Source organism: Ureibacillus endophyticus, from assembly GCF_024159215.1.
In the GTDB taxonomy this organism is placed as follows: domain Bacteria; phylum Bacillota; class Bacilli; order Bacillales_A; family Planococcaceae; genus Ureibacillus; species Ureibacillus endophyticus.
On the sequence record NZ_JAMYWW010000001.1, the window covers coordinates 372,102 to 398,132 of the forward strand.

At 34.8% G+C, this 26,031-nt stretch carries 25 protein-coding genes; 14 read left to right on the forward strand and 11 right to left on the reverse strand.

Annotated elements, in window-relative coordinates:
• The first annotated feature begins 106 nt into the window (after positions 1-106).
• The 9 genes from NKR20_RS01835 (at position 107) to cyoE (ending at position 10,098) form a co-directional block, all read left to right on the forward strand.
• On the forward strand, positions 107-976 hold the full coding sequence (locus NKR20_RS01835) for a YitT family protein (protein ID WP_121216024.1): 870 nt from the start codon (positions 107-109) through the stop codon (positions 974-976).
• A 63-nt stretch (positions 977-1,039) separates the two neighbouring features.
• Entirely contained in the window at positions 1,040-1,777 is a 738-nt protein-coding gene (locus NKR20_RS01840) for an AAA family ATPase (RefSeq protein WP_121215729.1), read from the forward strand.
• 3 nt (positions 1,778-1,780) lie between these two features.
• A complete protein-coding gene (locus NKR20_RS01845) occupies positions 1,781-2,344 on the forward strand; it encodes a DNA-3-methyladenine glycosylase I (RefSeq protein WP_121215728.1) in 564 nt (187 codons plus the stop codon).
• Positions 2,345-2,970: 626 nt separating this feature from the next.
• On the forward strand, positions 2,971-5,085 hold the full coding sequence (locus NKR20_RS01850; protein ID WP_253423104.1) for an EAL domain-containing protein: 2,115 nt from the start codon (positions 2,971-2,973) through the stop codon (positions 5,083-5,085).
• A gap of 262 nt (positions 5,086-5,347) precedes the next feature.
• The gene (locus tag NKR20_RS01855; RefSeq protein ID WP_253423107.1) at positions 5,348-5,716 is read left to right on the forward strand and encodes a VOC family protein; all 369 of its coding nucleotides are present in this window, start codon (positions 5,348-5,350) and stop codon (positions 5,714-5,716) included.
• A 98-nt stretch (positions 5,717-5,814) separates the two neighbouring features.
• Positions 5,815-5,967, forward strand: a complete 153-nt coding sequence (locus tag NKR20_RS01860) for a hypothetical protein (RefSeq protein ID WP_170148468.1) — start codon at positions 5,815-5,817, stop codon at positions 5,965-5,967.
• Positions 5,968-6,113: 146 nt separating this feature from the next.
• Complete coding sequence (locus tag NKR20_RS01865; protein WP_253423109.1) at positions 6,114-7,172, forward strand: AbrB family transcriptional regulator; 1,059 nt, start codon at positions 6,114-6,116, stop codon at positions 7,170-7,172.
• 108 nt (positions 7,173-7,280) lie between these two features.
• Positions 7,281-8,897, forward strand: coding sequence for a M14 family zinc carboxypeptidase (locus NKR20_RS01870; RefSeq protein WP_253423111.1), 1,617 nt, complete (start codon positions 7,281-7,283; stop codon positions 8,895-8,897).
• A 316-nt stretch (positions 8,898-9,213) separates the two neighbouring features.
• Complete coding sequence (gene cyoE / locus NKR20_RS01875) at positions 9,214-10,098, forward strand: heme o synthase (RefSeq protein WP_245987644.1); 885 nt, start codon at positions 9,214-9,216, stop codon at positions 10,096-10,098.
• A 485-nt stretch (positions 10,099-10,583) separates the two neighbouring features.
• On the opposite strand, the gene NKR20_RS01880 is transcribed toward cyoE, so the two are convergent.
• Positions 10,584-10,835: a hypothetical protein gene (locus tag NKR20_RS01880; RefSeq protein WP_121215722.1), complete on the reverse strand. Its 252-nt coding sequence runs from the start codon at positions 10,833-10,835 to the stop codon at positions 10,584-10,586.
• A gap of 178 nt (positions 10,836-11,013) precedes the next feature.
• Positions 11,014-12,396, reverse strand: a complete 1,383-nt coding sequence (locus NKR20_RS01885; RefSeq protein ID WP_121215721.1) for a dipeptidase — start codon at positions 12,394-12,396, stop codon at positions 11,014-11,016.
• 320 nt (positions 12,397-12,716) lie between these two features.
• Here NKR20_RS01885 and NKR20_RS01890 point away from each other — a divergent pair, with 320 nt between their 5' ends.
• Positions 12,717-13,265, forward strand: a complete 549-nt coding sequence (locus NKR20_RS01890) for an RNA polymerase sigma factor (protein WP_121215720.1) — start codon at positions 12,717-12,719, stop codon at positions 13,263-13,265.
• 91 nt (positions 13,266-13,356) lie between these two features.
• Here the strand turns inward: NKR20_RS01890 and NKR20_RS01895 are convergent, their stop codons facing one another.
• The 9 genes from NKR20_RS01895 to NKR20_RS01935 form a co-directional block, all read right to left on the reverse strand.
• Complete coding sequence (locus NKR20_RS01895; protein ID WP_253423113.1) at positions 13,357-13,809, reverse strand: MarR family winged helix-turn-helix transcriptional regulator; 453 nt, start codon at positions 13,807-13,809, stop codon at positions 13,357-13,359.
• Between the two features lie 66 nt (positions 13,810-13,875).
• Positions 13,876-14,280, reverse strand: coding sequence for a transcriptional regulator SpxA (gene spxA / locus NKR20_RS01900; protein WP_121215718.1), 405 nt, complete (start codon positions 14,278-14,280; stop codon positions 13,876-13,878).
• Between the two features lie 391 nt (positions 14,281-14,671).
• Positions 14,672-16,240 carry an ABC-F family ATP-binding cassette domain-containing protein gene (locus tag NKR20_RS01905; protein WP_253423115.1) on the reverse strand — a complete coding sequence of 523 codons (1,569 nt, stop codon included), beginning with the start codon at positions 16,238-16,240 and terminating at the stop codon, positions 14,672-14,674.
• Between the two features lie 397 nt (positions 16,241-16,637).
• Positions 16,638-16,823, reverse strand: a complete 186-nt coding sequence (locus NKR20_RS01910) for an SE1832 family protein (RefSeq protein ID WP_121215716.1) — start codon at positions 16,821-16,823, stop codon at positions 16,638-16,640.
• 200 nt (positions 16,824-17,023) lie between these two features.
• A complete protein-coding gene (locus NKR20_RS01915; RefSeq protein ID WP_121215715.1) occupies positions 17,024-17,941 on the reverse strand; it encodes a cyclic di-GMP-binding domain-containing protein, MshE-related in 918 nt (305 codons plus the stop codon).
• On the reverse strand, positions 17,934-18,320 hold the full coding sequence (locus tag NKR20_RS01920; protein ID WP_211330980.1) for a response regulator: 387 nt from the start codon (positions 18,318-18,320) through the stop codon (positions 17,934-17,936). Before NKR20_RS01920 ends, NKR20_RS01915 begins: the two co-directional genes overlap by 8 nt.
• Before the next feature lie 234 nt (positions 18,321-18,554).
• A complete protein-coding gene (locus tag NKR20_RS01925) occupies positions 18,555-18,710 on the reverse strand; it encodes a hypothetical protein (RefSeq protein WP_253423117.1) in 156 nt (51 codons plus the stop codon).
• Between the two features lie 276 nt (positions 18,711-18,986).
• Positions 18,987-19,169, reverse strand: coding sequence for a hypothetical protein (locus NKR20_RS01930; RefSeq protein WP_253423119.1), 183 nt, complete (start codon positions 19,167-19,169; stop codon positions 18,987-18,989).
• A gap of 204 nt (positions 19,170-19,373) precedes the next feature.
• Positions 19,374-20,423: a PseG/SpsG family protein gene (locus NKR20_RS01935; RefSeq protein ID WP_121215092.1), complete on the reverse strand. Its 1,050-nt coding sequence runs from the start codon at positions 20,421-20,423 to the stop codon at positions 19,374-19,376.
• A gap of 159 nt (positions 20,424-20,582) precedes the next feature.
• On the opposite strand from NKR20_RS01935, the gene NKR20_RS01940 reads away from it, so the two are divergent.
• From NKR20_RS01940 to NKR20_RS01955, 4 genes are all read left to right on the forward strand, one after another.
• Positions 20,583-21,392, forward strand: coding sequence for an NAD-dependent epimerase/dehydratase family protein (locus NKR20_RS01940; protein WP_121215090.1), 810 nt, complete (start codon positions 20,583-20,585; stop codon positions 21,390-21,392).
• 148 nt (positions 21,393-21,540) lie between these two features.
• On the forward strand, positions 21,541-23,376 hold the full coding sequence (locus NKR20_RS01945) for a cation:proton antiporter (RefSeq protein WP_245987581.1): 1,836 nt from the start codon (positions 21,541-21,543) through the stop codon (positions 23,374-23,376).
• Between the two features lie 90 nt (positions 23,377-23,466).
• Positions 23,467-25,305, forward strand: a complete 1,839-nt coding sequence (locus tag NKR20_RS01950) for a cation:proton antiporter (RefSeq protein WP_121215089.1) — start codon at positions 23,467-23,469, stop codon at positions 25,303-25,305.
• Between the two features lie 92 nt (positions 25,306-25,397).
• Positions 25,398-25,952, forward strand: a complete 555-nt coding sequence (locus tag NKR20_RS01955) for an NADPH-dependent FMN reductase (protein ID WP_253423122.1) — start codon at positions 25,398-25,400, stop codon at positions 25,950-25,952.
• Positions 25,953-26,031: the final 79 nt, after the last annotated feature.

The window sequence follows — 26,031 nt, forward strand, 5'->3', positions numbered from 1 at the left end:
CATTTTTATACTTTTGATTTTTCAAATAGGGTAGATACTTTTATAATAAATATTGTAGCAATTCAATTTTGTATACATATATTCTAGGTCGAAACGAGGAAACTTAATGGGAAACACAAAACAAAAACCCAAAGTAGTTAAAATCATATCAAAATCTGTAATGATTATGCTTGGGGCATTTATCGCGGCTTATGGTTTAGAAGCGGTACTCATTCCTAACAACGTATCTGATGGAGGAGTAACAGGCTTAAGTATCGTTGGTTCACAACTTTTTGGTTTACCATTAGGAGTTCTAATTGGTATTCTAAACATTCCTTTTATATGGTTAGGATATAAGCAAATCGGGAAAAGCTTTGCCATTTATTCAGTTTTAGGAATAGCAACATTAGCGGTAGGAACATCATTAATGCATCATATCCCAACGATTATTGAAGGGGATACTTTATTAGTAACCGTTGTTGGGGGGATTATCTTAGGTTTTGGTATGGGTTTAGCTTTACGTAATGGTGGAGCACTTGATGGAATTGATATGTTGGCAGTATTACTGTCGAGAAAATTACCATTTGGGACAAGTGATTTAATTTTATTCTTAAATTTATTTGTTTTCATCGTAGTTTCTACAGTATTTGGTCTTCAAGGAGCGATTCTATCGGGTATTGCTTACTTCATCGCATCAAAGGTTATCCATATTGTTGAAGAAGGTTTAAGTGGTTCTAAAACCTTTAAAATTATTACTTCACATCCAGAAGAAATGGTTGAGACGATTCGAGACCGTTTAGGAAGAAGTGCTACATACAATATTGTTCGTGGTGCATATTCAAATGAAGAATTTAAAGAGATTACTTGTGTTATTAACCGTTTAGAAGATAGCAAAATGAAAGAAATTATTCATGAGCTTGATCCAAATGCTTTTGTTACTGTTTATGATGTAGCAGAGGTAAGAGGCGGTAACTTTAGAAAGAAAGATATCCATTAATGCAAAAAACTAGTGAACTCCTCACTAGTTTTTTCTTATATCTAAGGGCTAGGGGGATGTTTTATGTTTTTAAAAAGAGTTGAATTAAAAAGAGAATTAATCTCATCTTATAAAGAATATCCGTTTTCAATCCCATCAATTAGGAGTTTGGAGCAAATGGAGATTGAAAACAATGTTACCTTCTTTGTTGGTGAGAATGGGTCAGGGAAATCAACCCTGCTAGAAGCAATTGCAGAAATGTGTGGATTTAATACAGCTGGTGGTGGAAGAAATAATATTTATCAAGTGCACCGCGCAGAATCGGCCCTTGGTCAATATATCCGCCTTTCTTGGTGGCCAAAAGTTACAAATGGTTTTTTCCTTCGAGCAGAATCTTTTTATAACTTTGCAACCCATATTGATGAGATGTGGGAGGAAGATAAAGTGAATTCATATAAAGCTTATGGAGGAAAATCGTTACATGAACAATCCCATGGTGAATCTTTTCTTTCTCTTTTCTTGAACCGATTTAGGGGTGGTGCTATCTATTTATTGGATGAACCTGAGGCAGCATTATCACCTCAAAAGCAATTATCATTTTTAAAAATTCTACATGACCTTACTACGAATGGAAACTGTCAATTTATTATTGCTACCCATTCGCCCATACTATTAGGATATCCAGGTGCTACAATATTCAGTTTTGATGATGGAGAGATTAAAGAAGTTAATTATGAAGAAACAGATCATTATCAAATTACACGATACTTTTTAGAAAATAGGGAAAAATTTTTGCGAGATATATTAGAAGAGGAGGAGTAAAGAGTGGTAAATCGTTGTGCATGGGTAACAAAGGAGCAATTGTATATTGATTATCACGATAAGGAATGGGGAGTTCCTGTCTATGATGATCGCCATCTTTTCGAAATGTTATGTCTAGAAGGTGCTCAAGCTGGCCTTAGTTGGTGGACAATTTTACAAAAAAGGGAGAATTACCGAAAGGCATTTGATAATTTTGATGCGAAAAAAATTGTTTGCTATACAGAAGAAAAACTTGAAGCATTGAGACTAGATGCAGGAATTGTAAGGAATCGATTAAAAATTCAAAGTGTTGTAACCAATGCGGAGGCCTTTTTAAGAATACAAAAAGAGTACGGTTCTTTTTCGAATTACATATGGGGATTTGTCGATCATACACCAATTATTAACCATTGGAAAACGATATCGGAAGTTCCAGCTTCAAATGAACTTAGCGACAAGATGAGTAAACGATTGAAAAAAGATGGTTTTAAATTTGTTGGTAGTACAATTTGCTATTCATTTATGCAAGCTGTTGGGATGATAAATGACCATACTTTAGATTGCTTCTGTCATCCAACAAATAAGTAAGATTAATAAATGATTGAACTCTTCCTATATAATTGCATTTCATATGGAAGGGGGAGTACTTGAAGAGATTCCCATTTATATTATTGTTAGTTTTAATCATAGTGACCGCCTGCTCCTTAAAAGAATTCAATGAAGATAAAGTTAAAATAGAATTAACTCAACAATTTATAAATGAATATTTCATAGGGTATACAATTAAATGTAACGATTAATTCTAATGCTACTCTTATTTAATAATGTAAGCTAATCTCCCGATAAGGACAAAAGAGGGGACAAAGAATTATAGTTTTGTTTTAGTGGGTGTCCCGAACAAAGAAGAAACGATTAAGCATTCAAAGTTTACACACTTTGAATGTTTTTGTTTTATTTGCAGTTTATTAAACATATATCATGTAACTATAGTGAATACAAATTATTTACAAAAAAATGCAGATAAGACATAATAATATACTAATTTATTCCTATAAATGGTATAGGTACAAAGGTAAAAGTATTAATTTTCTTAGTTTGTTCACAACTATATACCTACTATGAGTTAATACTTTGGTAAAATGTAATAAATTAGAGAAGTTAACACGATTATGGACGGTATGGCAAGTCTTTATTTGGCTAAGGAGTAAACAATCATGAAGATAATGAAACAAATGATTGATGAATCAAATATTGAAGAGATTAAAGAGCAGTTGAAAAAACTGCTGGATATAGAATATGCACTAGATAAGTCATCCATTATCGCGATTACAGATCAAACAGGCACTATTAATTATGTAAATGATTTATTTTGTGAATTATCCCAATATAGTCGAGAAGAATTAATGGGTCAAAACCATCGAATCTTAAATTCTGGCTACCATTCGAAACAATTCTTTAAAGATTTGTGGAAGTGTATCGGCGAGGGAAACATCTGGAGTGGGGAAATCAAAAACAAAAGAAAAGATGGAAGCCTTTATTGGGTTCACGCCACGATAGTTCCATTCCTAAATGAAAAGGGAAAGCCCTATCAATATATTTCAATTCGGACAGATATAACGAAGGAAAAGGAATTAGAGGAACAGGTTATTCAAAGTAACGAAAAATATCGTTTGATTGCTGAGAATACAGTTAACCTAATTACGTTAATTAGAGAAAATGGTAACATCGAATATGCTTCACCATCATTTCAGAATGTATTACACTACGATTTAAAGGAATTGGAACAAGGGAATTTGTTTGACTTGATTCACCACGATGACTTGCCTTTTTTACAAAAAGATTTGGATTTCTTTTTAGAAAAGGGACAACAAAGCTTAGATTGCGAATTTAGGTTACGTACAATAAAGGGGAACTATATTTTTGTAGAGGCAGTTATCAGTAAAACAAAGCATACAGATGGTTCCTTTAAAGACCTTATTTTAGTTGTGATGAAGGATATTACAGGTAAGAAAGAAGTAGAAAAGAAAATCTTCCATTTAGCTTATCATGATGCTTTAACGGATTTTCCAAATAGACGTTCTTTCATGAATCAACTCCGCAACGAATTAATTAATCGACATAAATCAAAATATAAAATGTCTATTCTATCTATAGATTTAGATAACTTTAAATCAATTAATGATCAAGTAGGTCATGATGTGGGAGATATTGTACTGAAGAGAGCTGCAGAAAATATCCAAAAGGCAATTCGCCCAATTGATATCGCAGGTCGAATGGGTGGCGATGAATTTATCGTCATGTTAAATAAGGTAAAAGATATACAAGAAACTGAAGCTATTGTAAAACGAATACTAAGCAACTTTAATGAAGCAATTAATATTGAAGGACAAGATTATTTTGTGACATGTAGTATTGGTGTAGCAAATTATCCTGAGCACGGAGATTCGCCTGAAGAACTTATAAAAAATGCAGACAACGCTCTTGCTCATGTGAAAAGCGGCTCGAAAAATGATTTTTTAATTTTTAATAAAACAATCGAAAATCAATCTATTGAACGTCGCTTACTTGAAAGTGCTATGAGAACTGCTATTAAAGAAAACCAATTTTATTTAGAATATCAGCCGAAAGTAAATCTTCAAACAAACAAGATCATAGGTATGGAAGCGCTGGTTCGTTGGCATCATCCGGATCTAGGTACGATTTCTCCTGGTAAGTTTATCCCACTAGCAGAAGAAACCGGATTAATCGTTCCTTTAGGGGAATGGATTTTAAAGGAAAGTTGTAAACAAACTAAAAAATGGCATGATATTGGTTATACTGATATAACAGTTTCAGTAAATGTGTCTGTTCGTCAATTGGAAGATCCTTTGTTCATTGATAAAGTAAAAAATGTATTAATGGAAACAAAGCTCAATCCAGAGTGGTTAGAAATTGAAGTGACAGAAAGTATTCTTGCAGATGTAGAGAATATTGTTAAGATTTTACGAGAGATACGTCAGTTAGGTATTCAAATCTCTTTAGATGATTTTGGGACAGGGTACAGCTCCTTAAGTTATATTAAAAACTTACCGATTGATATTTTAAAGATAGATCAATCATTTGTGAAAGATATCCACCAAAATGAGGAAAGTAGCGCGATTGTACAAGCAATACTAAAAATTGCTGATTCCATAGGGCTTCAAGTAATTGCAGAAGGAATAGAATTACAAGACCATGTTCTTAAGCTATCAAAAGATGGCTGTAGATTCGGACAAGGTTATTTCTTCAGCCGACCATTAAAGGTGGATGCTTTTGAGCAATTTATGGATCGTCTACTTGTAACAATATAAAAGTTCATTTTTAAAGGACGTTTAAGGAAACTTAATCGTTCTTTTTTGATTTTTAGTAGCTTTCGTTGAAGTAGATTTTGAGCAATGAAGGGTAAAACTGCAATTGGAAAAGTTCTAATGATTTTCATAATGCAGATAAAAGATAAAAATCTGAAGTTAATTGCTAAGTTTTATCTAAAAAGTTCATTCCATCATAAGTTCAAAATAAATTGAGAATATTAAAATATTGGAGAAACGATTCTATTCAAATGGAGGAATTAAGATGAGAAGCGCAAGCCCGTATGTTTTTGTGGACAATTGCATTGAAGTGATAGAATTTTATCGCAATCTATTTGGTGGTGAAATACGAAATATTCAACAAGATGATGATGGGAAATGCTTATATGCTGAGCTGTCTTTTGGTTCAAGTAGTATTCATTTTTCTGATACTTATGGACAAACTCAAAAAGGTGATAACGTACGCATTTCTTTGGAATGTGAAAGTGAGGAAGAAATTAGGAGGGTTTATCAATCGCTTATAGTTGACGGGAGTATAACCTTTGAGCTTCAGCAAACTTCTTGGGGTGCGTTACATGCCAATGTTGTCGATCAATTTGGGGTAGGGTGGCTTTTAAACTTACAGCAATCATGACAGTTTTATTACGATTGGTATGAAGTACTGTTTTTTCATTAGTGAAAGAAGTATTATAAACATGTAAGTAAAATACTTCTTTAATGGAGGCAAGCATAATGGAAAATAACGAAAAAGCAGCCCGTCTACAAATCATGTTAAGTGAGGCATTACAACCAATGCTTGATAAAATTGATTCTTTAGAGCAAGAAGTAAAAACATTAAAAGAGTCACAAGAAGAATTGAAAAAATTAATATTAGAAAAAGTATAATTCCTCTTACTTTGCACAAATTATAGTTAGACTGATAAGCACATAACTCACAACCCTCTTTCTTAAGCCGATTTCCTTCAATCAAAGGATTTCGGTTTTTTTATCATTTTATGGTAATCTTATAGAAAAGTAGAGGAGTACGGTTTGTGCATTTTAAATCAATTGGTTTGGTTGTGCTTATTAGTTTAATTGGTGTTTTTTGTTTTAATCTAACTGGTCTGCCAGTACCTTGGATGTTAGGGCCATTATTTGCTGTCTTAATTAGTCAGTTCTTAATAAAATATGAATTATACTGGCCAGTCAAATTTCGGAATTTTGGGTTAATAATTGTGGGAATCTCCATTGGTCAAGCTTTTCAAATGAATTTACTAGCTGGAGCGGGTTGGCTGGTTACATTCATGCTTCTTTTAAATATTGTGCTCGTAATTATTAGCATCTTTATGGCATTGGGTATACAAAAAATAGGTAACATATCATTAAAGACAGCATTAACTTGTACTGTACCGGGTGGTTTAGCACAAATTACAGTGTTTGCTGAGGAAGAAAAAGATATCGACTTAGCAGTTGTTGTTTTCTTCCACGTAGTTCGAATCATTAGTATTGTATTCCTCGTGCCTTTTTTTCTCTCGGGTCATATTATTCAGGCAAGCGGTGGAGATAGTCTCGAACTGGGATCCATCATTCCAATAATTTTATTAATAATTGCCTCTTACGTTAGTGCGATTGTAGGGTTAAAATTGAAAATCCCGGTATCATTCTTTTTGTCGCCAGTATTATTATTGGTGATCCTTAATGTTTGTTCAATTGATACACCAGAATTACCAAGCATATTACTTCATATTGCACAATTATTTATGGGAGCATACATCGGACTTCAATTGAAGCCAGAAATGTTGAAGTTAGGAAAACGGGTTTTAATTTTAGGTATTGGTAGTGCATTGTTCCTGTTAGCTGTGACATTTGGTCAAGCATTACTATTAAAATACTTTTTACATTATTCATTAGCAACAAGCTTTTTAAGTACTGCAGCAGGTGGACTAGATCAAATGAGCTTGCTTGCTACAGCAGTTGGTGCAGATGTGTCTGTAGTTACAGTGTTCCAAATGTTTAGATTGCTATTTGTTTTTCTCGTTGTACTACCGTTATTGAAAGTAGCATGTTCTATGATAGATAAGAAAAATGATATTAGTATTGTTAAAAGTTAATGTATTTAACAAAAATTTTACAGGTTTGTTATAGTAAATCTCTATTTATATAGTTAAAATGATAGAAATGAATAATATATCAGAAAACTATATATTGGAGTTGAAATCATGGCTAAAAACAAGAAGCGGCTTTCTATTTTTTTAGCAACTGCACTTGTACTCTCTCAATTTTCGGTAGTTTCCGCGAATGAAGAAATAAGTTTAGATGAAGAAAATGCTGTAAATGAAGAGTTACCGGTAATTAATCAAGAGTTGGATTCTACAATTAATGAAACTCAACCTACAGAGTCTACAGAGCAACCACCAAACGAGGCTGAAGAAATAACCGTACCTACAGAAGAAGATGGAGGAACTTCAGAACCCTCAGAACCATCCGATGTAGAACCATTACCGGAATTAGAACCTGAAATTTCACCTTATACAAATGGAAATGGGAAAGTAATAAAAACTACTCCTTATTATTTTGTTTCATCCGGCGTATTTAAAGAGGTTGGAACGTTAGAAGAGGGAGTAGTGATTACACCAACGAGAGTGACGACAAATTATTTAATTGTGAAAGCAGGAAGTAAGTACTTTTATATTCCAAGAGATGCTTTTACATCAACCGATGAGAAATCTAATTTAGAAGCACATATACAAGGAAGTTTTCCAAGAACAATTGTTGCTGAAAAAGACTCGCCAATTACTGATAAAGCTGGTAATAGTATTGGAACAATTGTAAAAGGAGAGCAAGTGAAATTACATATGGTCACTGGTGGCCGAGGTGTTATTGAGTTACTTGGTAAACGAGTGTATGTAGACTTAAGTAACTTCCAGCATTTAGATCAGGTAATGCCGAAGAAGAATATTACTTATAAGGAAATGGAGTATTATTTGAAAGTATTTTCTTATATGTATCCTGAATTTACCGAGCTTGTTAAAATTGGTACATCTGTACAGGGAAGAACTTTGTATGCATTAAAAGTGGGAACTGGTAAAAAAGAAATATTAATGGATGCTTCGATGCATGCAAGGGAACATATGACAACGAATGTGTTGCTCGAAATGATTGATCAATATACATATCATTATGTAAAAGGAACAAAGTTTAATGGCTATCAAGTTAAAACATTATTAGACCAAGTAAGTATTTGGTTTGTACCAATGATGAATCCAGATGGTGTAACACTTGTACAAACAAAAGAAAATGCCAGTGCTTCTACTAAAAAATTAAATAATGGTAGCACAAACTATAATCGTTGGAAAGCAAATATTCGCGGAGTAGATTTAAATCGTAACTTTGATGGGGGATGGGCGACAAAGGCTACAGCAAAAGCACCTTCCTATAAAAATTACAAAGGTACCAAAGCATTTTCTGAGCCAGAATCACAGGCATTAAGAAATTTTGTAGCAAAGCATAAGTTTAAATCCTACATTTCTTATCATAGTTCAGGATCTGTCCTTTATTATTATCATCACCAAAAAGGTACTCAATTAACTCGCGACCTTTCTGTTGCAAAAATGATTAGTAAGGTTACAGGTTATCGAGTGTTACCGCCAACTGGGGAAACTGGTTCAGGAGCCTCAACTGATTGGTTTATTATGAACTATAAAATGCCGGGAATTACAGTTGAAATAGCACCAGCTGTAGGAGAAACAGTTGTGTCATTGAAATATTGGGATAGTGTATGGAAAAAGCACCAAACTATAGGCTTACTAGCAGCAAACGAAGCAAATAAAAGATAAATTAATGGGTGTCTCAAAATGTTGAGGCACCTTTTTAATATATGTAATAATCAAATCTCTATCAATTATATGCTGGCCAAGTGTTTAAATCACTGAATTTAATAGTATATTTCGAAGTTATTTAAATATGGCCTTATATGTACTATACTATTATTTGCGTTGTAGAGTTTGTATGTATAACACGGTATGCATTTTCTTTACAATTAGCCATTTATATTTCAAAATTAATATGATTGTTGTATATCCTATTTAAGTGGTATGATAGAATATAGTGCTTATCTACGTGAGCCTAACAATGAGGAGAATTAGACACACTATGCAAAACTATATGAACTTATGGGCGAAGACAGTAAAAACCGGAATTATTAAGTCCAACTTAGTTCCGATGATAGCTGCACTAATGCTCGCTCTATATACGTATGAACTAAGTTTTGTTGAACATATACCACATATTTTATTTGCCTTTATTGGTACGGCCTTAATTATCGGGGCTGCAGGATCTTTTAATAATCTATATGACCGTGATATTGATGCAATTATGCAACGTACGAAATCACGTCCTACAGTAACAGGTGAGTTAAATTCAAAAAATGTATTAATTGTTGGATTTGTAATACTCATAGCAGGACTAATTGCATTGTACTTAACAACGCCGCTTGCAGCATTTCTTGGATTTTTAGGTGTTTTCTTTTATGTGGTTCCATATACAATGTGGACAAAAAGAAAGACTATCTGGAATACTGAGGTAGGAAGTATTTCGGGAGCAATGCCACCGTTAATTGGTTGGGCAGCTGTTGCTCCAGATATATGGCATCCAGCAGCATGGGCATTGTTTATTATTATGGTTATTTGGCAAATGCCACATTTCTATGCCATTGCCATCCGTAAAAGAGATGACTATGGTGCAGCGAATATCCCTATGTTACCTGTTATTAAAGGTATGAGAAGAACATATATTCAAACAAATATATATCTTATACTTATGATGTTTACTAGCTTATTATTTATTCCATTAAGTTTGGGATTAATGTGCGCTTCTTTAGTTTTAGGTGGTATTTGGTTATGGATTAGTTTTGTTGGTTACCGCCAAATGGATGAGAAAAAATGGGCAAATAAAATGTTTGCATATTCTTTAATTTATATGACTGCTGTTTTTGCAACAGTTATTATATATGCATCGGTAGGTATTTTTCTTCAATAACAGATGGGGATGATGATATAAATGTTATCATCATCTTTGAAAGAGATGTGTATGATGCACATCTCTTTTTTATTTGATAAAAATTTAATATGTTATATATGTGCATGATAGAAGAAATAGGTGATTTGATAGGAATTTTGTATGTTTTATAAACAAATCATCTCAAATTTGTGAACATGATTGTGATAAAAATGTGACATGGTATTAGAGGGGATATTCAAGGGAATAAGTTGATGTTACACTTTAATTAACATAAAGCGTTAAACATTCGATAACGTTTTATGTAAGTCGCTCTTAAAGTGTCTAGTAGGCTATTTAAGAACCTAATAAAAGCTTTGACAACATATATAACCTCCCCTTTATATTATATAGAATAACGCTTTTTTAGGTCGTATTAAAACACCGTGCTGTTCGAGAGGCATGGTGTTTTTAATAATTAAAAAACCGATGAAATATAGATATATTTCATCGGAATGATATCAATGTTAGAATGCAATAAATGAATAGAATCCAAATAAAAATGCAATAGCCGCTAAAGTGGAGTAAAAAATGCTAGCATTTTTCTTTGGTGCTTGAGATTCGATAAAAGCCATAGCACTAAATAAGGGACCTGTTAAAATAAATGCCCAAGGAAGTAAGTGTGGACTGCCTGCTACAAAAGTATAAATTCCAATCAATAAAAGCAGTAAACCTACAACTGGTTGGAAATAAAATACTAAACCCCATTTTGTTTCCATTCTATCACTCTCCTAACAAATGTTTTTATTATCTAGCGTTTTATGGTATAAGTTCAATTCTACAAATATTTAGAAAATTCCTTTTAAATTAACATATGTAATATTTGTAATATAAATTGAGAGAGTTTGAAAATAGAAAAAAGTGACTCAAAAGATACCCTTTGAGTCACCAATGTGGTTATAGTTTTAAATTTGATACTTCGTGTAAATAATCACCAAGTACACGAAGGCCTTTATCAAAGTTTTCTAAATGGAAGTGTTCATTAGGTGCGTGGAAGTTCTCGCTATTTAGTCCAAAGCCCATTAACACTACTGGTAATGATAATATTTCATCGAATGCTGCAACGATTGGAATCGAACCGCCTCCGCGAATAAAAGCTGTAGGAACATTGTAGATTTTCTCATAAGATCGACCTGCAGCTTGAATAAGCGGATGATCAAAAGGAGTCATGTAAGGTGCACCTTTATCAAATTCAGAAACATTTACTGTTACGCCTTTTGGTTTATGCTTTTCAATATGTGCTTTTAGTAATTGAACGATTTCGTTTGGATCTTGATCTGGTACTAAACGACAAGTAATTTTTGCTCCTGCTTCTGCGGGTAGTACTGTCTTAATTCCTTCACCAGAGAATCCTCCAAATACACCGTTAACTTCTAATGTAGGACGAGCCCAAGTTTGTTCAAGATAAGAATAGCCAGCTTCACCAAACAATTCTTGAACACCAATTTCTTCTTTTAGTGCTTCTTCATCAAATTGAAGGTCGCGGTATGCTTGACGTTCTTCATCTGAAAGAGGGCGTACTTTATCATAGAAACCTTCAACTTGAATTGTGCCATGTTCATCACGGAAGGAAGCAAGGATTTCTGCTAGTGCATGAATTGCGTTTTGAACGCCACCACCATATAAACCTGAATGTAAATCTCCCTTTGCTCCACGCACGTCTATTTGAACGCCTGTTAAACCGCGTAATCCATAACACACGGCAGGTTTTCCTGGAGCATAAAGGCCTGTATCAGAAATTAAGATTAGGTCTGCAGCTAACTTTTCTTTATTTGCTTCTACATAGGCTGGTAGATTAGGGCTACCGATTTCTTCTTCACCTTCATAAATGAATTTTACGTTTACCGGAAGTGTACCTTCTGTAGCAAATAATGCCTCAATCATTTTTAAGTGCATATACACTTGGCCTTTATCATCAGATGCACCACGAGCAAACAGTTTGTTGTCTCGTATTTCAGGTTTGAAAGGTTCAGAATCCCATAAATTTAACGGATCTACTGGTTGTACATCATAGTGTCCATAAAATAGTATGGTTGGTTTACCTTCAGCGTGTAGCCATTCCCCGTAAACGACTGGGTGTCCTTTTGTAGGGTCTACCGAAACGTTTTCGATATTTAGTTTACGAAGTTTATCTGCTAGCCAATTAGCAGCTGTCTGCATGTCTTCTTTATGCTCTGAAAGGGAGCTAATGCTTGGAATGCGAAGGAAATCAAACAATTCTTCTAAATGCTTCTCGCGGTTATCCGAGAAATACTTATCTAACTTTTGTAAATGACTCAATGCGAATCCCTCTCTTTTCAAAATTTTCAAGTAGCAGAAATAGTATAGCACATCAAGGCATATCGTATTGATGGTGAGCTTCTGAAGAGCAGGAGTACCCGGTACACAAACAATTCTGAATATTTCCAGTGCCAGGTACACAAACAAACACAAACAATTCTGAAAATTTAAGTCAACTGTTGTACAAACAATTTCAAAAATTACAAGTGATGGGTTTGAATCTTACAGGAATGTAATGAAATTGAAAGCAAATACGATAGAGTGTAATCCAATAATTTGGGAAAATGATAACAGAAGTTAGATAATGGAGGAAATTAAAAATGACTAACTGTTTATCGGCAATTTACGAGGAATTTAATCGTTATATATATCACTTATGTTTAAAATTAACACGCAACACTGCAGAAGCTGAAGATTTAATGCAGGAAGTGTGGGTAAAAGTTGTTCGTAATGAAGAACAAGTAAAGCAGGTTGACCATGTAAAAGCTTGGTTAACAACAATTACAATGAATACATTCCGCGACCGTTATCGCAAAAATGTGAGAAGAAGCAAATATATGATGAGTCAACCTGAAACATTAGACGTACCGATTTTAGATTTGGTTCCCAATAATGACATATCAACTGAAGAACAAATTGAAAAGGACGCCGTAACAAAAATTGTACAGGAAAAAATGCTACAATTGGACGGCATCTATCAAAAAACGTTATGGTATTTTTATGTGGATCAATATTCACTTGCTGAAATCTCTACACTTATGAAGGTTTCAATTGGAACAGTCAAATCTCGTCTATTTAGAGCAAAAGCACGTTTAAAAGAAATCTTATTGTCTGATGACAATATTGCAGAAGTGGTACTTCCTGCTTAAAAATATACAAAATAAAAAACGCAAGGTGCAGATTGAGCATCTTGCGTTTTAATTATTAGCCATAAAAACTCTGGGTAGAAAATCAAATTCTCTACTCAAGTTTACCTTGTTGGCCATTTCCACTAACTAAGCATTTTTCAAAGATAGTATGTAGCGTTTTAATTTCATCAGTAGAAAGCATGCCAAACATAGAGTTTGCCATTGCGGTTACTTGAGCTCGAGATTCTACAAGGACTTTTTCTCCTTCTGATGTAATCGCAATTTGAGCAGCACGGCGATCGGCGCTATTCTGAGTTTTCTCGATTAATCCGCTTTTGATTAGCTTCGTTGTAAGTACTGTAACACCACCAGTAGTTACTTTTAACCGTTCTGCAATGGCTGAAGGTCGTTTTGGTCCTTCTTTTGATAATAAATCTAAAAGCAGAATATGAGATTTTGAAAATCCTAAATTATTCTGTTGATTCCATTCATTTGCCCATTTTCTCTCTAATGAAGCTACAACTTCAAATAGGGAGGAAAGAGTTTCATATCTTTGGCTATCCATAATGTTTTCGCTCCACTTACATAAATCATATCGCATGTCTGGTGAAATACTTCATTCACGAGACAATTAAACTTGTGATACAAGTTGTTGCATCGCGTTTAATTCATAAGCACGTACTTTACGTGGAATGAAGCGTCGAATGTCCATCTCGTTATAACCAACTTGAATTCTTTTTTCATCTAGTAAAATAGGACTTCTTAACATACGTGGATGTTGTTGAATTAAGTTATATAAATCTTGAATAGAAAGTTGGTCAATATCAATATCAAGATTTTTAAAGTCGTTAGAGTTAGTAGCGATGATTTCGTCAGTACCGTCTTCTGTCATTCTTAATATATTTTTAAATTCTGCTAATGTTAAAGGTTGAGAAGTAATTCGTTTTTCTGTGTAGTCAATCTTGTTTTCTTTTAACCATTTAATAGCTTTTCTTGATGAAGAACAGCTAGATTGAGTATAAATTGTAACTGTCATTAAAATCTCCTCGCTTTCATTTGTTTTGTAATAGCTTATTAGTAAGAGATTTTGTCGTTATAAATATCTTACCAGTAAGCTAATTGTAAGTCAATAGTCACTTTATATTTAAGTGGGCTTCACATATATCTATAACCGTTTTTCTATAAATATATACGTAGTAAAGGAGAAAAAAGTTTCAAAAATTTGAGAATTGATTTGAATAATTGGCAGAACAAAATTGAAAGGTCAATTGTATTTTTGTTGTTAAAATAGTTAGATTAAAAGAATTTTTTAATAGGGGATTGAGTAGGGGAGGGTTCAAAAAAATATACCAATGACATTAAGTAAATAGTTTGCGAAATAAAAAAACGGTTGAACATCCTATTAAGATGTTCAAACCGATTTGATTTTATAAATCTGTCTTCCCAGAAGTGAACCAATCTTGAACGTTCCATACTTTTGTTGCTAAACCTTCGTAAAATTCTGGTTCGTGGGATACTAATACGATTGTTCCTTTATATTCTTGCATAGCACGTTTTAATTCTGCTTTTGCATCAACGTCTAAGTGGTTTGTTGGTTCGTCAAAGATTAGCCAGTTTGATTCTTCCATCATTAGCTTACATAAACGTACCTTTGCTTGCTCGCCCCCAGATAATGAATTTAATGGACGTGAAATATGTTCATTTTTCAAGCCAGCTCGTGCTAATGCCGCACGTACTTGATGTTGGTCCATGCTTGGAAATGCATTCCACACATCATCGATTGGTGTAATGTTTCCAGCTTTAACTTCTTGCTCAAAGTAGGAAGGGAATAAGAAGTCCCCACGGCGTACCGAACCACCTAGAGCATTAATTTTACCAAGCATTGTTTTGAGTAAAGTAGATTTCCCAACACCGTTCATCCCGATTAATGCGATTTTTTCTCCACGTTCAATCGTAAATGTAAGAGGTGGTAATAAAGGTTTTGCTGGATCATACCCAATGGATAAATTTTCTGCTTCAACAACATAGCGACTTGAAGCACGGGATTCTTTGAAACTAAATTCAGGCTTAACTGCAGTTTCTGGTCGATCGATTCTCTCTAAACGCTCTAATTGTTTTTGGCGAGACTTAGCACGACCAGTTGTTGAGTAACGAGCTTTATTTTTTGCAATAAATTCTTCTTGTTTTTTAATGAATTCTTGCTGCTTTTCGTAAGCATCAATATGTTGACGTTTATTAATTTCCGCTAGCTCTAAAAATTTCTCGTATGTTGCTGTATAGCGAGTCATCTTTGAAAACTCTAGATGGAAAATAACATCTACAACACCGTTCATAAATTCTGTGTCATGGGAAATTAAAAGAAAAGCATAAGGATAATCTTTTAAATAATTTGAAAGCCATGTAATATGCTCTTCATCTAAGTAGTTAGTAGGCTCATCTAGTAATAATACTTTTGGTTTTTCAAGTAAAAGTTTTGCTAATAAAACTTTAGTACGTTGACCACCGGAAAGAGCAGCAACATCTCGTTCTAATCCAATTGCATCTAACCCTAATCCTCGTGCAACTTCTTCTATTTTAATATCTAGTGTATAAAAATCGCCCGCATCTAAAGCGTCTTGAACATCTGCCATTTGCTCTAACAGAACTTCTAATTCTTCAGGTGTGGCATCTGTCATTTTAGCTGTAATTTCATTTAGTTCTTCTTCTTTTTTATAAAGAGGTAAGAATGCATCGCGTAGGACATCTCGCATAGTACGTCCTGCACTTAATACAGTGTGTTGGTCAAGGTAGCCGTAATGTGTACCTGGAAGCCATTCTACTTTTCCTGTATCGTGAATGATTTGTCCTGTAATAATCCCCATTAATGTAGATTTTCCTACACCATTAGCACCGACAAGTCCGATATGATCGCCTTCTACTAAACGAAAGGAAACATCTTTAAAAAGGGTACGATCCCCAAAAGAGTGACCTAACTTTTCAACAGTTAATATTGCCATATATAAATTTTCCCCCGATAATAATTGAATTATTGTAAAATCTTAATTTTAATTTGAGAATTTGACAGTGGAGAGCTCTATTTTTCAGCATTTTTAACGTGAAGGAGCCAGAGCGAGAGACCTCCGCATTTCTTAATGTCTAGCTGCGAACGCTAGCTCTTTCGGACACTTCGACTTCCTCCTGCGTGTACAAGTACACTTGTCAGAAGTCTCCAGTTTCTTTCACGGCTGAACAAACGCGCTCCGCTTTTCTATTTGTCCAGCTGCGAACGCTAGCTCCTCGACAACTTCAGAATCGCCTTCAAGGGCAAAAAAGCACCCTTTTGTCGATTCCTCCAGTTGTTGTCGGAGCTGGGCAAGCGTTCTCCGCTTTTCTATAAAAAAACTCGCGGCATTTTTACAACGCCGCGAGCTGTTTATTCAGTTCAGCAAGTTGTTTTTCCATGTTGGCAAGGCGCTCTTCCGCTTTTGCAACAGACTCAATATGTCCTGTATTTTCAAGTTTTTCGATATCACCTTGTAAATTTATATAATCCATTTTAAGTTCTGCAATTTTTTGTTGAAGCTCTGATTTTGTAGACATAAAAATGCTCCTTTAAAAAATCGGAAAGTCCCGATTTTGTGATTTCGTTTATGTAATTCTAGATGTTATTGTATCATAACAAGATGGATTTTATCATTAATAATAAGTTTAAAAAGGGGATAATGAGGGTAATTATGGTTGAACACACAAAATAAAAAGCTCTGGACAGTGTAGGCCGTACAGAGCGATTCTACTATTATTTATACAGTTTGAGTTCCAGCTGCAGACTCAATTTTTATGTTCGTTGTGTCATCTGATAACACTAATTGGAATGTACCTTTTGCTGTAACAACGTTTACTGTGAATAACTCACCTGAAATAGAAGCATTCTCAATAATTTGTTGAGGGTTCATGTTAAGCTCAGTACCCCAGTTAGACATGTTTACTAAGTAAATACCGTTATGTAAATTTAAAAATTCACTTACGGCATCCTTTGCGAATGCATCAACTTGAGTTAATTCTTCTTCAGCATAAATAGAAGCGATATATAATAATGTTTGATCGTCTGTACTAATACCAGTGAATAGTGGAGCTGCACCAATAATATCTTGTTTAATTAACCAGTTACTCGGTGTGATATTATTATCCTCTGAAACTTCAAGATACACTTGATCATCAATAAAACGAATCATATTTTTTGCAAATAATGATAAGTAGCGTCCATATTTAGCTGCTTTCTCTTCATCTGACACTAGAAGTTGTTGAACTAATGCATCGATATTACCGTTGCGAATTGCTTCAAATTGTTCATCAGATAAGCTATTTTCTTTCTTATATTCATTTAGTGCTGCACCGAATTCGTCGATTGTCATGTACTCGCGATCAACAAGTGCCTGTGCTAAATAAAGATGACTTTGTTTTTGGTGAGAGATTAGTGCTTCAACTTGTGATTCTGTTAAATAACCAAGCTCTACCGCGATTTCACCAAAGCGTTTATCCATTTGGCGTTGTTTTTCGTGAACTTCTTCAACTTGAGCAGTCGTCATGAAACCTTCATCTACAGCAATTACCCCAAATTTTACGTGAACTGTTTTTTGATATTCTAAAGCATCTGCTAATTGCTCACGTGTAATAAGACCGCGATTTAACAAATAATGACCGAAGTATTGGCTAAACATTGGCACTTTCCTCCTTCAAAACTTTCTCAATAAGTAGAGTCACAGATTCAAGAGATATTGGTTTTTGAATAAAATCAAATGCACCATTTGCAAGAGCTTCTTTTAGATGATCGCTTGTCCCTGCTGAAGAGGCCATTACAACTTTTGTTTCTGAATTAAATGCTTTAATATCTTTTAATGCTTCAATACCGTCTTTATCTGGCATTACGATATCCATAAAAATTAAATCAGGATTGTGCTCTTTTGCTAGCTCAACAGCAATCACACCATTTTCAGCTTCGATAATTTCTTCAATTTTACACTTCTCTAAAACAGATCGTAGTTTTTTTCTAATTAAAATTGAATCATCACAAATTAGAACTTTTAGGTTTTGTTTCATGATTTACAACTCCTTTTGCTTAAAGCTTTTTTTCTTGTTTTATGATTCGACATCTCTATATCTAATTCCTTTTTATCATATAGAGAGGGAATAAATAGTACCTATTGTATAAAAAATTGTAACAAAGTAGTTAATTTCATAAAAGTAGGGTGATGGAAAAACTACCAACAATTCTGTGAATTAAAAAAACCAGTCGAAATGACTGGTTCGATGATACTATTTTTAAAATGTGTGCTAAGCAAATGTGAACGCTAGTACTTTTTGAATCTTTTCTTTCTTGTCAGCTAGTACTTTCAAGAGCTGTGCAGGCGTTCTCTGCTTTTCTAATTGTCTAGCTGCGAACGCTAGCTTCTCGACAACTTCAGAATCGCCTTCAAGGGCAAAAAGCACCCTTTTGTCGATTCCTCCAGTTGTTGTCGGAGCTAAACGAGCGTTCTCCGCATTTCTAATTGTCTAGCTGCGAACGCTAGCTCCTCGACAACTTCAGAATCGCCTTCAAGGGCAAAAAGCACCCTTTTGTCGATTCCTCCAGTTGTTGTCGGAGCTAAACGAGCGTTCTCCGCATTTCTAATTGTCTAGCTGCGAACGCTAGCTCCTCGACAACTTCAGAATCGCCTTCAAGGGCAAAAAGCACCCTTTTGTCGATTCCTCCAGTTGTTGTCGGAGCTAAACGAGCGTTCTCCGCATTTCTAATTGTCTAGCTGCGAACGCTAGCTCCTCGACAACTTCAGAATCGTCTTCAAGGGCAAAAAGCACTCTTTTGTCGATTCCTCCAGTTGTTGTCGGAGCTAAACGAGCGTTCTCCGCATTTCTAATTGTCCAGCTCCGAACGCTAGCTCTTTCGGACACTTCGACTTCCTCCTGCGCGTGTAAACACGCTAGTCAGAAGTCTCCAGTGCCGTCAAGAGCTGGGCGAGCGTTCTCCGCATTTCTATTGTCCAGCTTCGGCGGCTAGGCTCTCGCGTCACTTCGATTCCTCCGACGAAGGCAAAAAGCGCCTTCTTGTCGGAATCTCCAGTGCGTGTCGAGCCTGAGCGAGCCGCCTTCGCTTTTCTATAAAGATACGATGTTGTGTCTTTCGTAGGCGAAGTCTAATAGTAGGGATTTTAATACTTCATTGTTTTCGTGTATTTCTAGTTGGAACTGTTTTCGTACTGCTCGTTCTCGGCGGGCTTCATGAAGTAATAGTTCCATTACGGCATTTTGAATGTTTGATTGTTTCATTTTTCTCCCTAAACCTAGATGGATAAAGCCATGATGTTCTCTAGGGAACGCGTTGTTTAGCTCGCGTTCGTTTTGGGCGGCTGTAATACAAGGTATTCCGACAGAGGCCACTTTGTATGGCGTATAATTGGCATTACATATTACGATATCTGCCTCTGGAAGTAATTTTTCAAGGGCTTGTTCATCTTTTAAAAGTTTCGTGTTTCGACGACTAAGTACCATCATTTGTAAATCTTCTATTGAATGTTTATATTGAGAATCAATGGCAATTGTTATTTTTAAAGGTATTTGTAGTTGTGTTAGATGTCTAAGGGTGCGATAAGTTAAGTTGTTTTCATCTCCATCTTCATAAGCAACGACAATATGTGGTGGGTCGGATAGTTCGTTTGATACTCTAGAATCTGCTATAGATTTTAATGTGTCTTTTACTGCAAATGCATAGGTTCCTCCTAGTATATTTCGAGCTGTATTTTCTCGAACTTCTTCAAATAGAGCGTGAATATTGCCATCAGCTAATTCACCACCCTCGCCAAAGTCGTCAAAATGAACGAGGGTCTTACAGAATGGTCGAATTTGTTCAACCTGTTCAACAATTGTATCTTTACCATCTTGAACGATTAAATCTGGTCCAAGATTACGTAATTGAGTTTTTAATTCATCCAATTGGTCAAAGAGAATCGGAGAAAGTTGTAGATCTGTAAAAATTTCTATTGCTTCTTGTCCACATTGCTTTAAAAAAATATAAACTTCCTCTTCATCTTTTAATAGTTTTGCTAAAATTGCAGTTCTTTCCAGTGGATAATATCCTTTTACTACATTGAACTCAACAACAAAAGCAATTTTCTTTTTTGAAGTGGTAGTCACTAATTCATTTTGCATGTAATCCCATCCTTTCCCAACTATTAATTAAATTATGGTGAAAAAGAAGAAAGTATGTGTGAAAATTATCAATATAGAATTTTGTTTAATAGAAATATAGATTTTTAAGTGTATGCATTGGCATGTGAAAAAATGAAAGGTAGGGGATATAGTGTGAGAATGCGTTCTGCGATTGTAGTAGGGGCTACAGGTCTTGTGGGCACGGAACTTGTAAAACTCCTTTGTGAAAGTGATGAATATATCTCTATCACAGCAATTACCCGTAGAAAACTTGAATATGAACATCCAAAATTAACAATTAAAATACGTTCTTTTGATGAACTTGGTGAACAGGATTTTGATTTTGCCCATGATTTATACTGCTGTCTAGGGACAACAATGAAAAAAGCTGGTTCACGTCATGAATTTGAGAAAGTAGATTTTGAATATCCTTTACAGATTGCATCACTAGCGAAAAAAAAGGGAGTTATGCATTTCATTGTAATTTCCGCTATGAGTGCAAATGAGAAATCTTCTATTTACTATAGCCGAGTGAAAGGGAAGTTAGAGCAAGAATTAATAAAGTTGGATTTATCCCAGCTTTCTATTGTAAGACCTTCACTTTTAGTCGGGGATCGTAATGAATTCCGTTTTGGAGAAAAAATGGGCGAATATTCTTTAAAAGTATTAAATCCACTTCTCATTGGTCCACTGAAAAATTTCCGTTCAATTGAAGCTAAACAAGTAGCTCAAGCAATGATCGTAATTGCATTGCATGGCAAAAAAATACCGGTATCGATATATGAATCATCGGAACTGGCAAAATTAGAAATGCCTACAAAAGTACAAGAGGATGAAGAACCGATTTCGAGGGAGCAATTATTCAATTGGGATAAATTTAAGGAAGAAGAACCGTTACCTTTAGATGAAGAAGTTGTGTTTGATAAGTCCAAACTAAGGGATATTAAAGTAGACAACGATTTAAAATGAAAAATTTGAATGAAAGAATTCCCTCCGCAAATACTATATTTAGTAAAATGAAGAATTTAGTTTCAATAGTCGACCAAATCGTTATAGTTAGCTGTATCACCAATACAAGGCTAACCTTAAGTTCTTGTCGAAAGGAGATGTAATGATAATGGAATTAACCCTTTTTGTTATTGCAGCAGTTGTAGTGCTAGGTATTTTATCGCAATGGATTGCTTGGCGTTTCCGACTTCCCGCCATTGTCATTATGTCTTTAGTAGGTTTAATTGTTGGTCCCTTTCTAAACATTTTTAACCCTCATGAAAGTTTTGGTGGAGTTTTTAATCCATTAATTTCTCTTGCTGTCGCAATCATTTTATTTGAAGGAAGTTTGAGTTTGGATATACGAGAAATTAGAGGTTTCCGCCGTTCAATCTTTCGTATTTCTACAATAGGTGCATTTATTGCATGGATTACTGGCTCCTTTGCTGCTCACTATCTTGCAGGACTTTCACTAGATGTTGCTTTTGTAATTGGTGGATTATTTATCGTTACAGGGCCAACTGTTATTCTCCCGTTATTAAGACAATCCAAATTGAAAGAGCGACCAGCAGCTATATTAAAATGGGAAGGTATTGTTGTAGACCCTTTTGGAGCATTACTAGCACTTTTTGCATTGCAAATTGTTTTTTGGATTAATGAATTTATCTCTGGTACTTCACTTATATTATTCTTCGGTGCATCTTTACTCGCAGCATTAATAGGGGCAATTGCCGGATACTTATTAGGTAGATTATTAGAACTTGGTTATATACCAGAATATCTAAAATCTCCTGCAGTTTTAAGTAGTGTTCTTTTGGTGTTTGTTTTATCGGACATGATTATGCATGAAACTGGACTACTTGCAGTGACTGCAATGGGAATTGTCATGGCCAATATGCACCTAACCTCTATTCGCGACTTAATTCACTTTAAAGAAAATATATCTGTTTTGTTAATTTCAAGTGTTTTCATTATGTTAACGGCTTCTCTTTCAATTGAAACACTTCTTGAAATTCTGAATTGGCGCATGTTTATATTTGTCCTTGCCATGATGTTTATCGTTCGACCGTTATCCATTTGGGTTTCTACGATTGGTGTTGGATTATCCATTCAGGAGAGAACATTAATTGGCTGGATTGCGCCACGAGGAATTGTTGCTCTAACTGTGTCTGGTTATTTTGCAGGTGTTTTAACCGATTCTGGCTTTGAGGATGGAGATATTATTACAGCGTTAACACTTGCCCTTGTTTTTGCCACAGTTTTAGCACATGGGTTTTCTATTAGCTGGCTTGCCCGAAAACTTGGATTGCAAGCAACGGAAGAAGCAGGGGTAATGATTGTTGGAGGAACGGAATTTAGCGCGGTTCTTGCGGAAGCACTCCAATCCTTTAATAAACCAGTAATAGTAATCGATCGTTCATGGGGAGCTTTAAACCCTACAAGACAAAGGGGTATAAAAACAGAAGTAGGAGATATTTTAAGCGAACATACTGAATACCATGTCGACTTAACACCCTATGAATTCTTAATTGCAGCAACAGAGGAAGATGCTTACAACGCCTTGATTTGCCAACGCTTTGTTCCAGAATTAGGGAGAGAACATATATTTCAAACACCCATTCACATGGGAGATCCAAGTGATTATAGTAAATCATTAGGTGGAAAGATGTTTCTTGAACAGAAATATGATATTCATACATTAAATAGACACGTTGAAGAAGGCTTTATGATTCGAAAAACAACATTAACTGAACAATATACATTTGAAGATTTTCTACAAGATGATATTCATAAAACAATACCTTTATTTGCTGTAGGAAAGGATAATAATTTAATTTTTTCTGTCATAGGTGCTAAACGTAATTTTGAGCAAGGAACAACGATTGTCAGCTTAACTTCTCCAACTCGGAAGATTGAAAAAGCATTGGAAAAAGCAAATAATACCGAAAATATATCAAAGGAATAGAATGAAAGACAGCCCTTCGCAAATACTAAAATGCGTAAGGGCTTTAATTATTTGTGACATAAAAGTTTGGAGTTGTAAGGAGATGTAATGATGTTAGAATCGACACTTATCCAGATTACTGCAGTTGCAATGTTAGGTATTCTTTCACAATGGATTGCGTGGCGTTTTCGACTTCCTGCGATTGTCATTATGTCTCTTGTAGGTTTACTAGTTGGTCCTTTTTTTAATATTCTTCATCCACAAGAAAGCTTTGGAGAGGTTTTTCATCCATTAATCTCTCTAGCAGTGGCAATTGTTCTATTTGAAGGTAGTTTAAGTTTAGATATTCGTGAAATGAAAGATTCCAGAAAGGCTATTTTTCGAATTTCGACGATAGGATCTTTTATCGCGTGGATTGCTGGCTCTTTAACAGCTCATTTTATTGCCGGAATTTCTTTAGATGTTGCTTTTATCGTTGGTGGTCTATTTATTGTTACTGGGCCAACCGTCATTATCCCTTTGCTACGACATGCGAAGTTAAAAGAACGGCCAGCTACCATTTTAAAGTGGGAAGGTTTGGTTGTGGAGCCATTTGGTGCATTATTGGCCCTCTTTGCGTTAGAAGTCGTGTTTTGGTTAAATGATTTAATTTCAAGTACAGCTCTCTTTGTATTTTTTGGAGCATCTGTTTTATCAGTCGTTATAGGAATCGTAGTAGGATTTTTGCTAGTGAAGTTAATTGAACATGGATACATCCCTGAATATTTAAAATCACCTGTTGTTTTAGTAAGTGTATTACTGGTATTTGTGTTATCTGAAGAGATTATGCATGAGACAGGATTGCTAGCTGTTACGGCAATGGGGATTGTCATGGCTAATATGCATTTAACTTCTTTAAAGGATTTAATTCATTTTAAAGAAAATATCTCTGTTGTATTGATTTCTAGCGTGTTTATCATGTTAACTTCATCATTAACCATAAGTACAGTGATGGATGTCTTTAATTGGAAGATGCTTGCGTTCGTTTTAGTGATGTTATTTATTGTAAGACCTGTTTCAGTATGGCTTGCTACGATTGGTGTGGATTTACCAAAGAAAGAAAAACTGTTTATTGGATGGATTTCACCTCGGGGAATTGTTGCTTTAACAGTATCCGGTTTTTTTACAAGTAGATTAAGTAAAGCAGGGTTTGCTGATGCGGAAATTATTACTGCTTTAACGTTAGCACTTATTTTTGCAACAGTTATTGCCCATGGATTTTCGATTGGTTGGATTGCTAAAAAGTTTGGATTATGCGCAACAGATGAAACAGGTGTCTTAATTGTTGGAGGGAGTGCATTTTCGGCAATTTTAGGAGAGGCAATACAGTCTTTCAATAAGCCTGTACTCATATTAGATCGTTCATATGGTGCATTATATCGTGCTAGGCAGTTAGGATTAAAAACAGAAGTAGGGGATATTTTAAGTGAATATACAAAATATCGTATTGAATTAACTCCCTATGAAATTTTAATCGCTGCTACGGATGAGGATGCATATAATGCATTGATATGTCATCACTTTGTTCCTGAATTAGGGAGGGAACAAATTTTTCAAACCGCCATTCATACGGATGATCCAAGCGATTTTAGTAAGTCAATTGGTGGAAAGAAATTATTTCACCCGGAATATGATATTCATACATTAAATCGTTTTGTTGAAGAGGGGTACATGATTAGAAAAACCCCTTTAACGGAACAATATACTTATACCGATTTTTTACAAGATGATGCACATAAGATGATACCATTATTTGCAGTGAATGAAGATAACGATTTAATCTTTATTATTCATTCAAAAAATTACACTTTTGAACCTGGTACAACAATAATTAGTTTAACTTCTCCTTCACATAAAATGGAGAAAGCCCTTGAAAAAGCGAGTAATGTTGAAATTCCGACTAAAGACTGAAATTTTATTTTTTCAAAACTCGTTCCCTATTCGACATTTGTCGCATCTGTTACAATAACGGATGGAAATAGAAAAGGTGGAGGATAGACATAATGAAAATATTACTCGTAGACGGTACGGTATTCGGTGCAAAAACCGGAGCGCTTTTGCGACAAGTTCAACAATATATTAAAGAATATAATAGCGAATTAGAGCTTGAAATATTATATTTTTCAGATTTAAAACACCAAATTTTAGATGGTAGCCCACTAAATGAAGATATGCAAATGATGATTGATAAATTTGAAAAAGCAGATGGATATATTATTGCAACACCAATCTATCAAGCATCCATTCCAGGCGTTTTAAAAAATGCATTTGACATGATTAGCCCAAAAGCAATGCGATATAAACCAGTATCTATGGTTGCAAACGGTGGAACATATCAACATCATTTAGTTGTTGAAAATCAGTTGCGTCCGATATTAGATTATTTTAGATGTTTAGTAACACCAAATTACGTATATACCCATGCATCTCATTTTGATGCAGACAATAATATCGTTGATGATGAAATTAAAAATCGTCTCCGCGAACTTGCACGTGTATTCGTACAATATTGCAAACTTAGTCAATCATTACCGAAAGAACCGGTGGATAATCATTAATGTAAAAAGACTTCTCGAGTGGGGAAGTCTTTTTTGCTAGGATTACAAGAGCAAACTCTTCTTAAGGGTGATCCCAAAA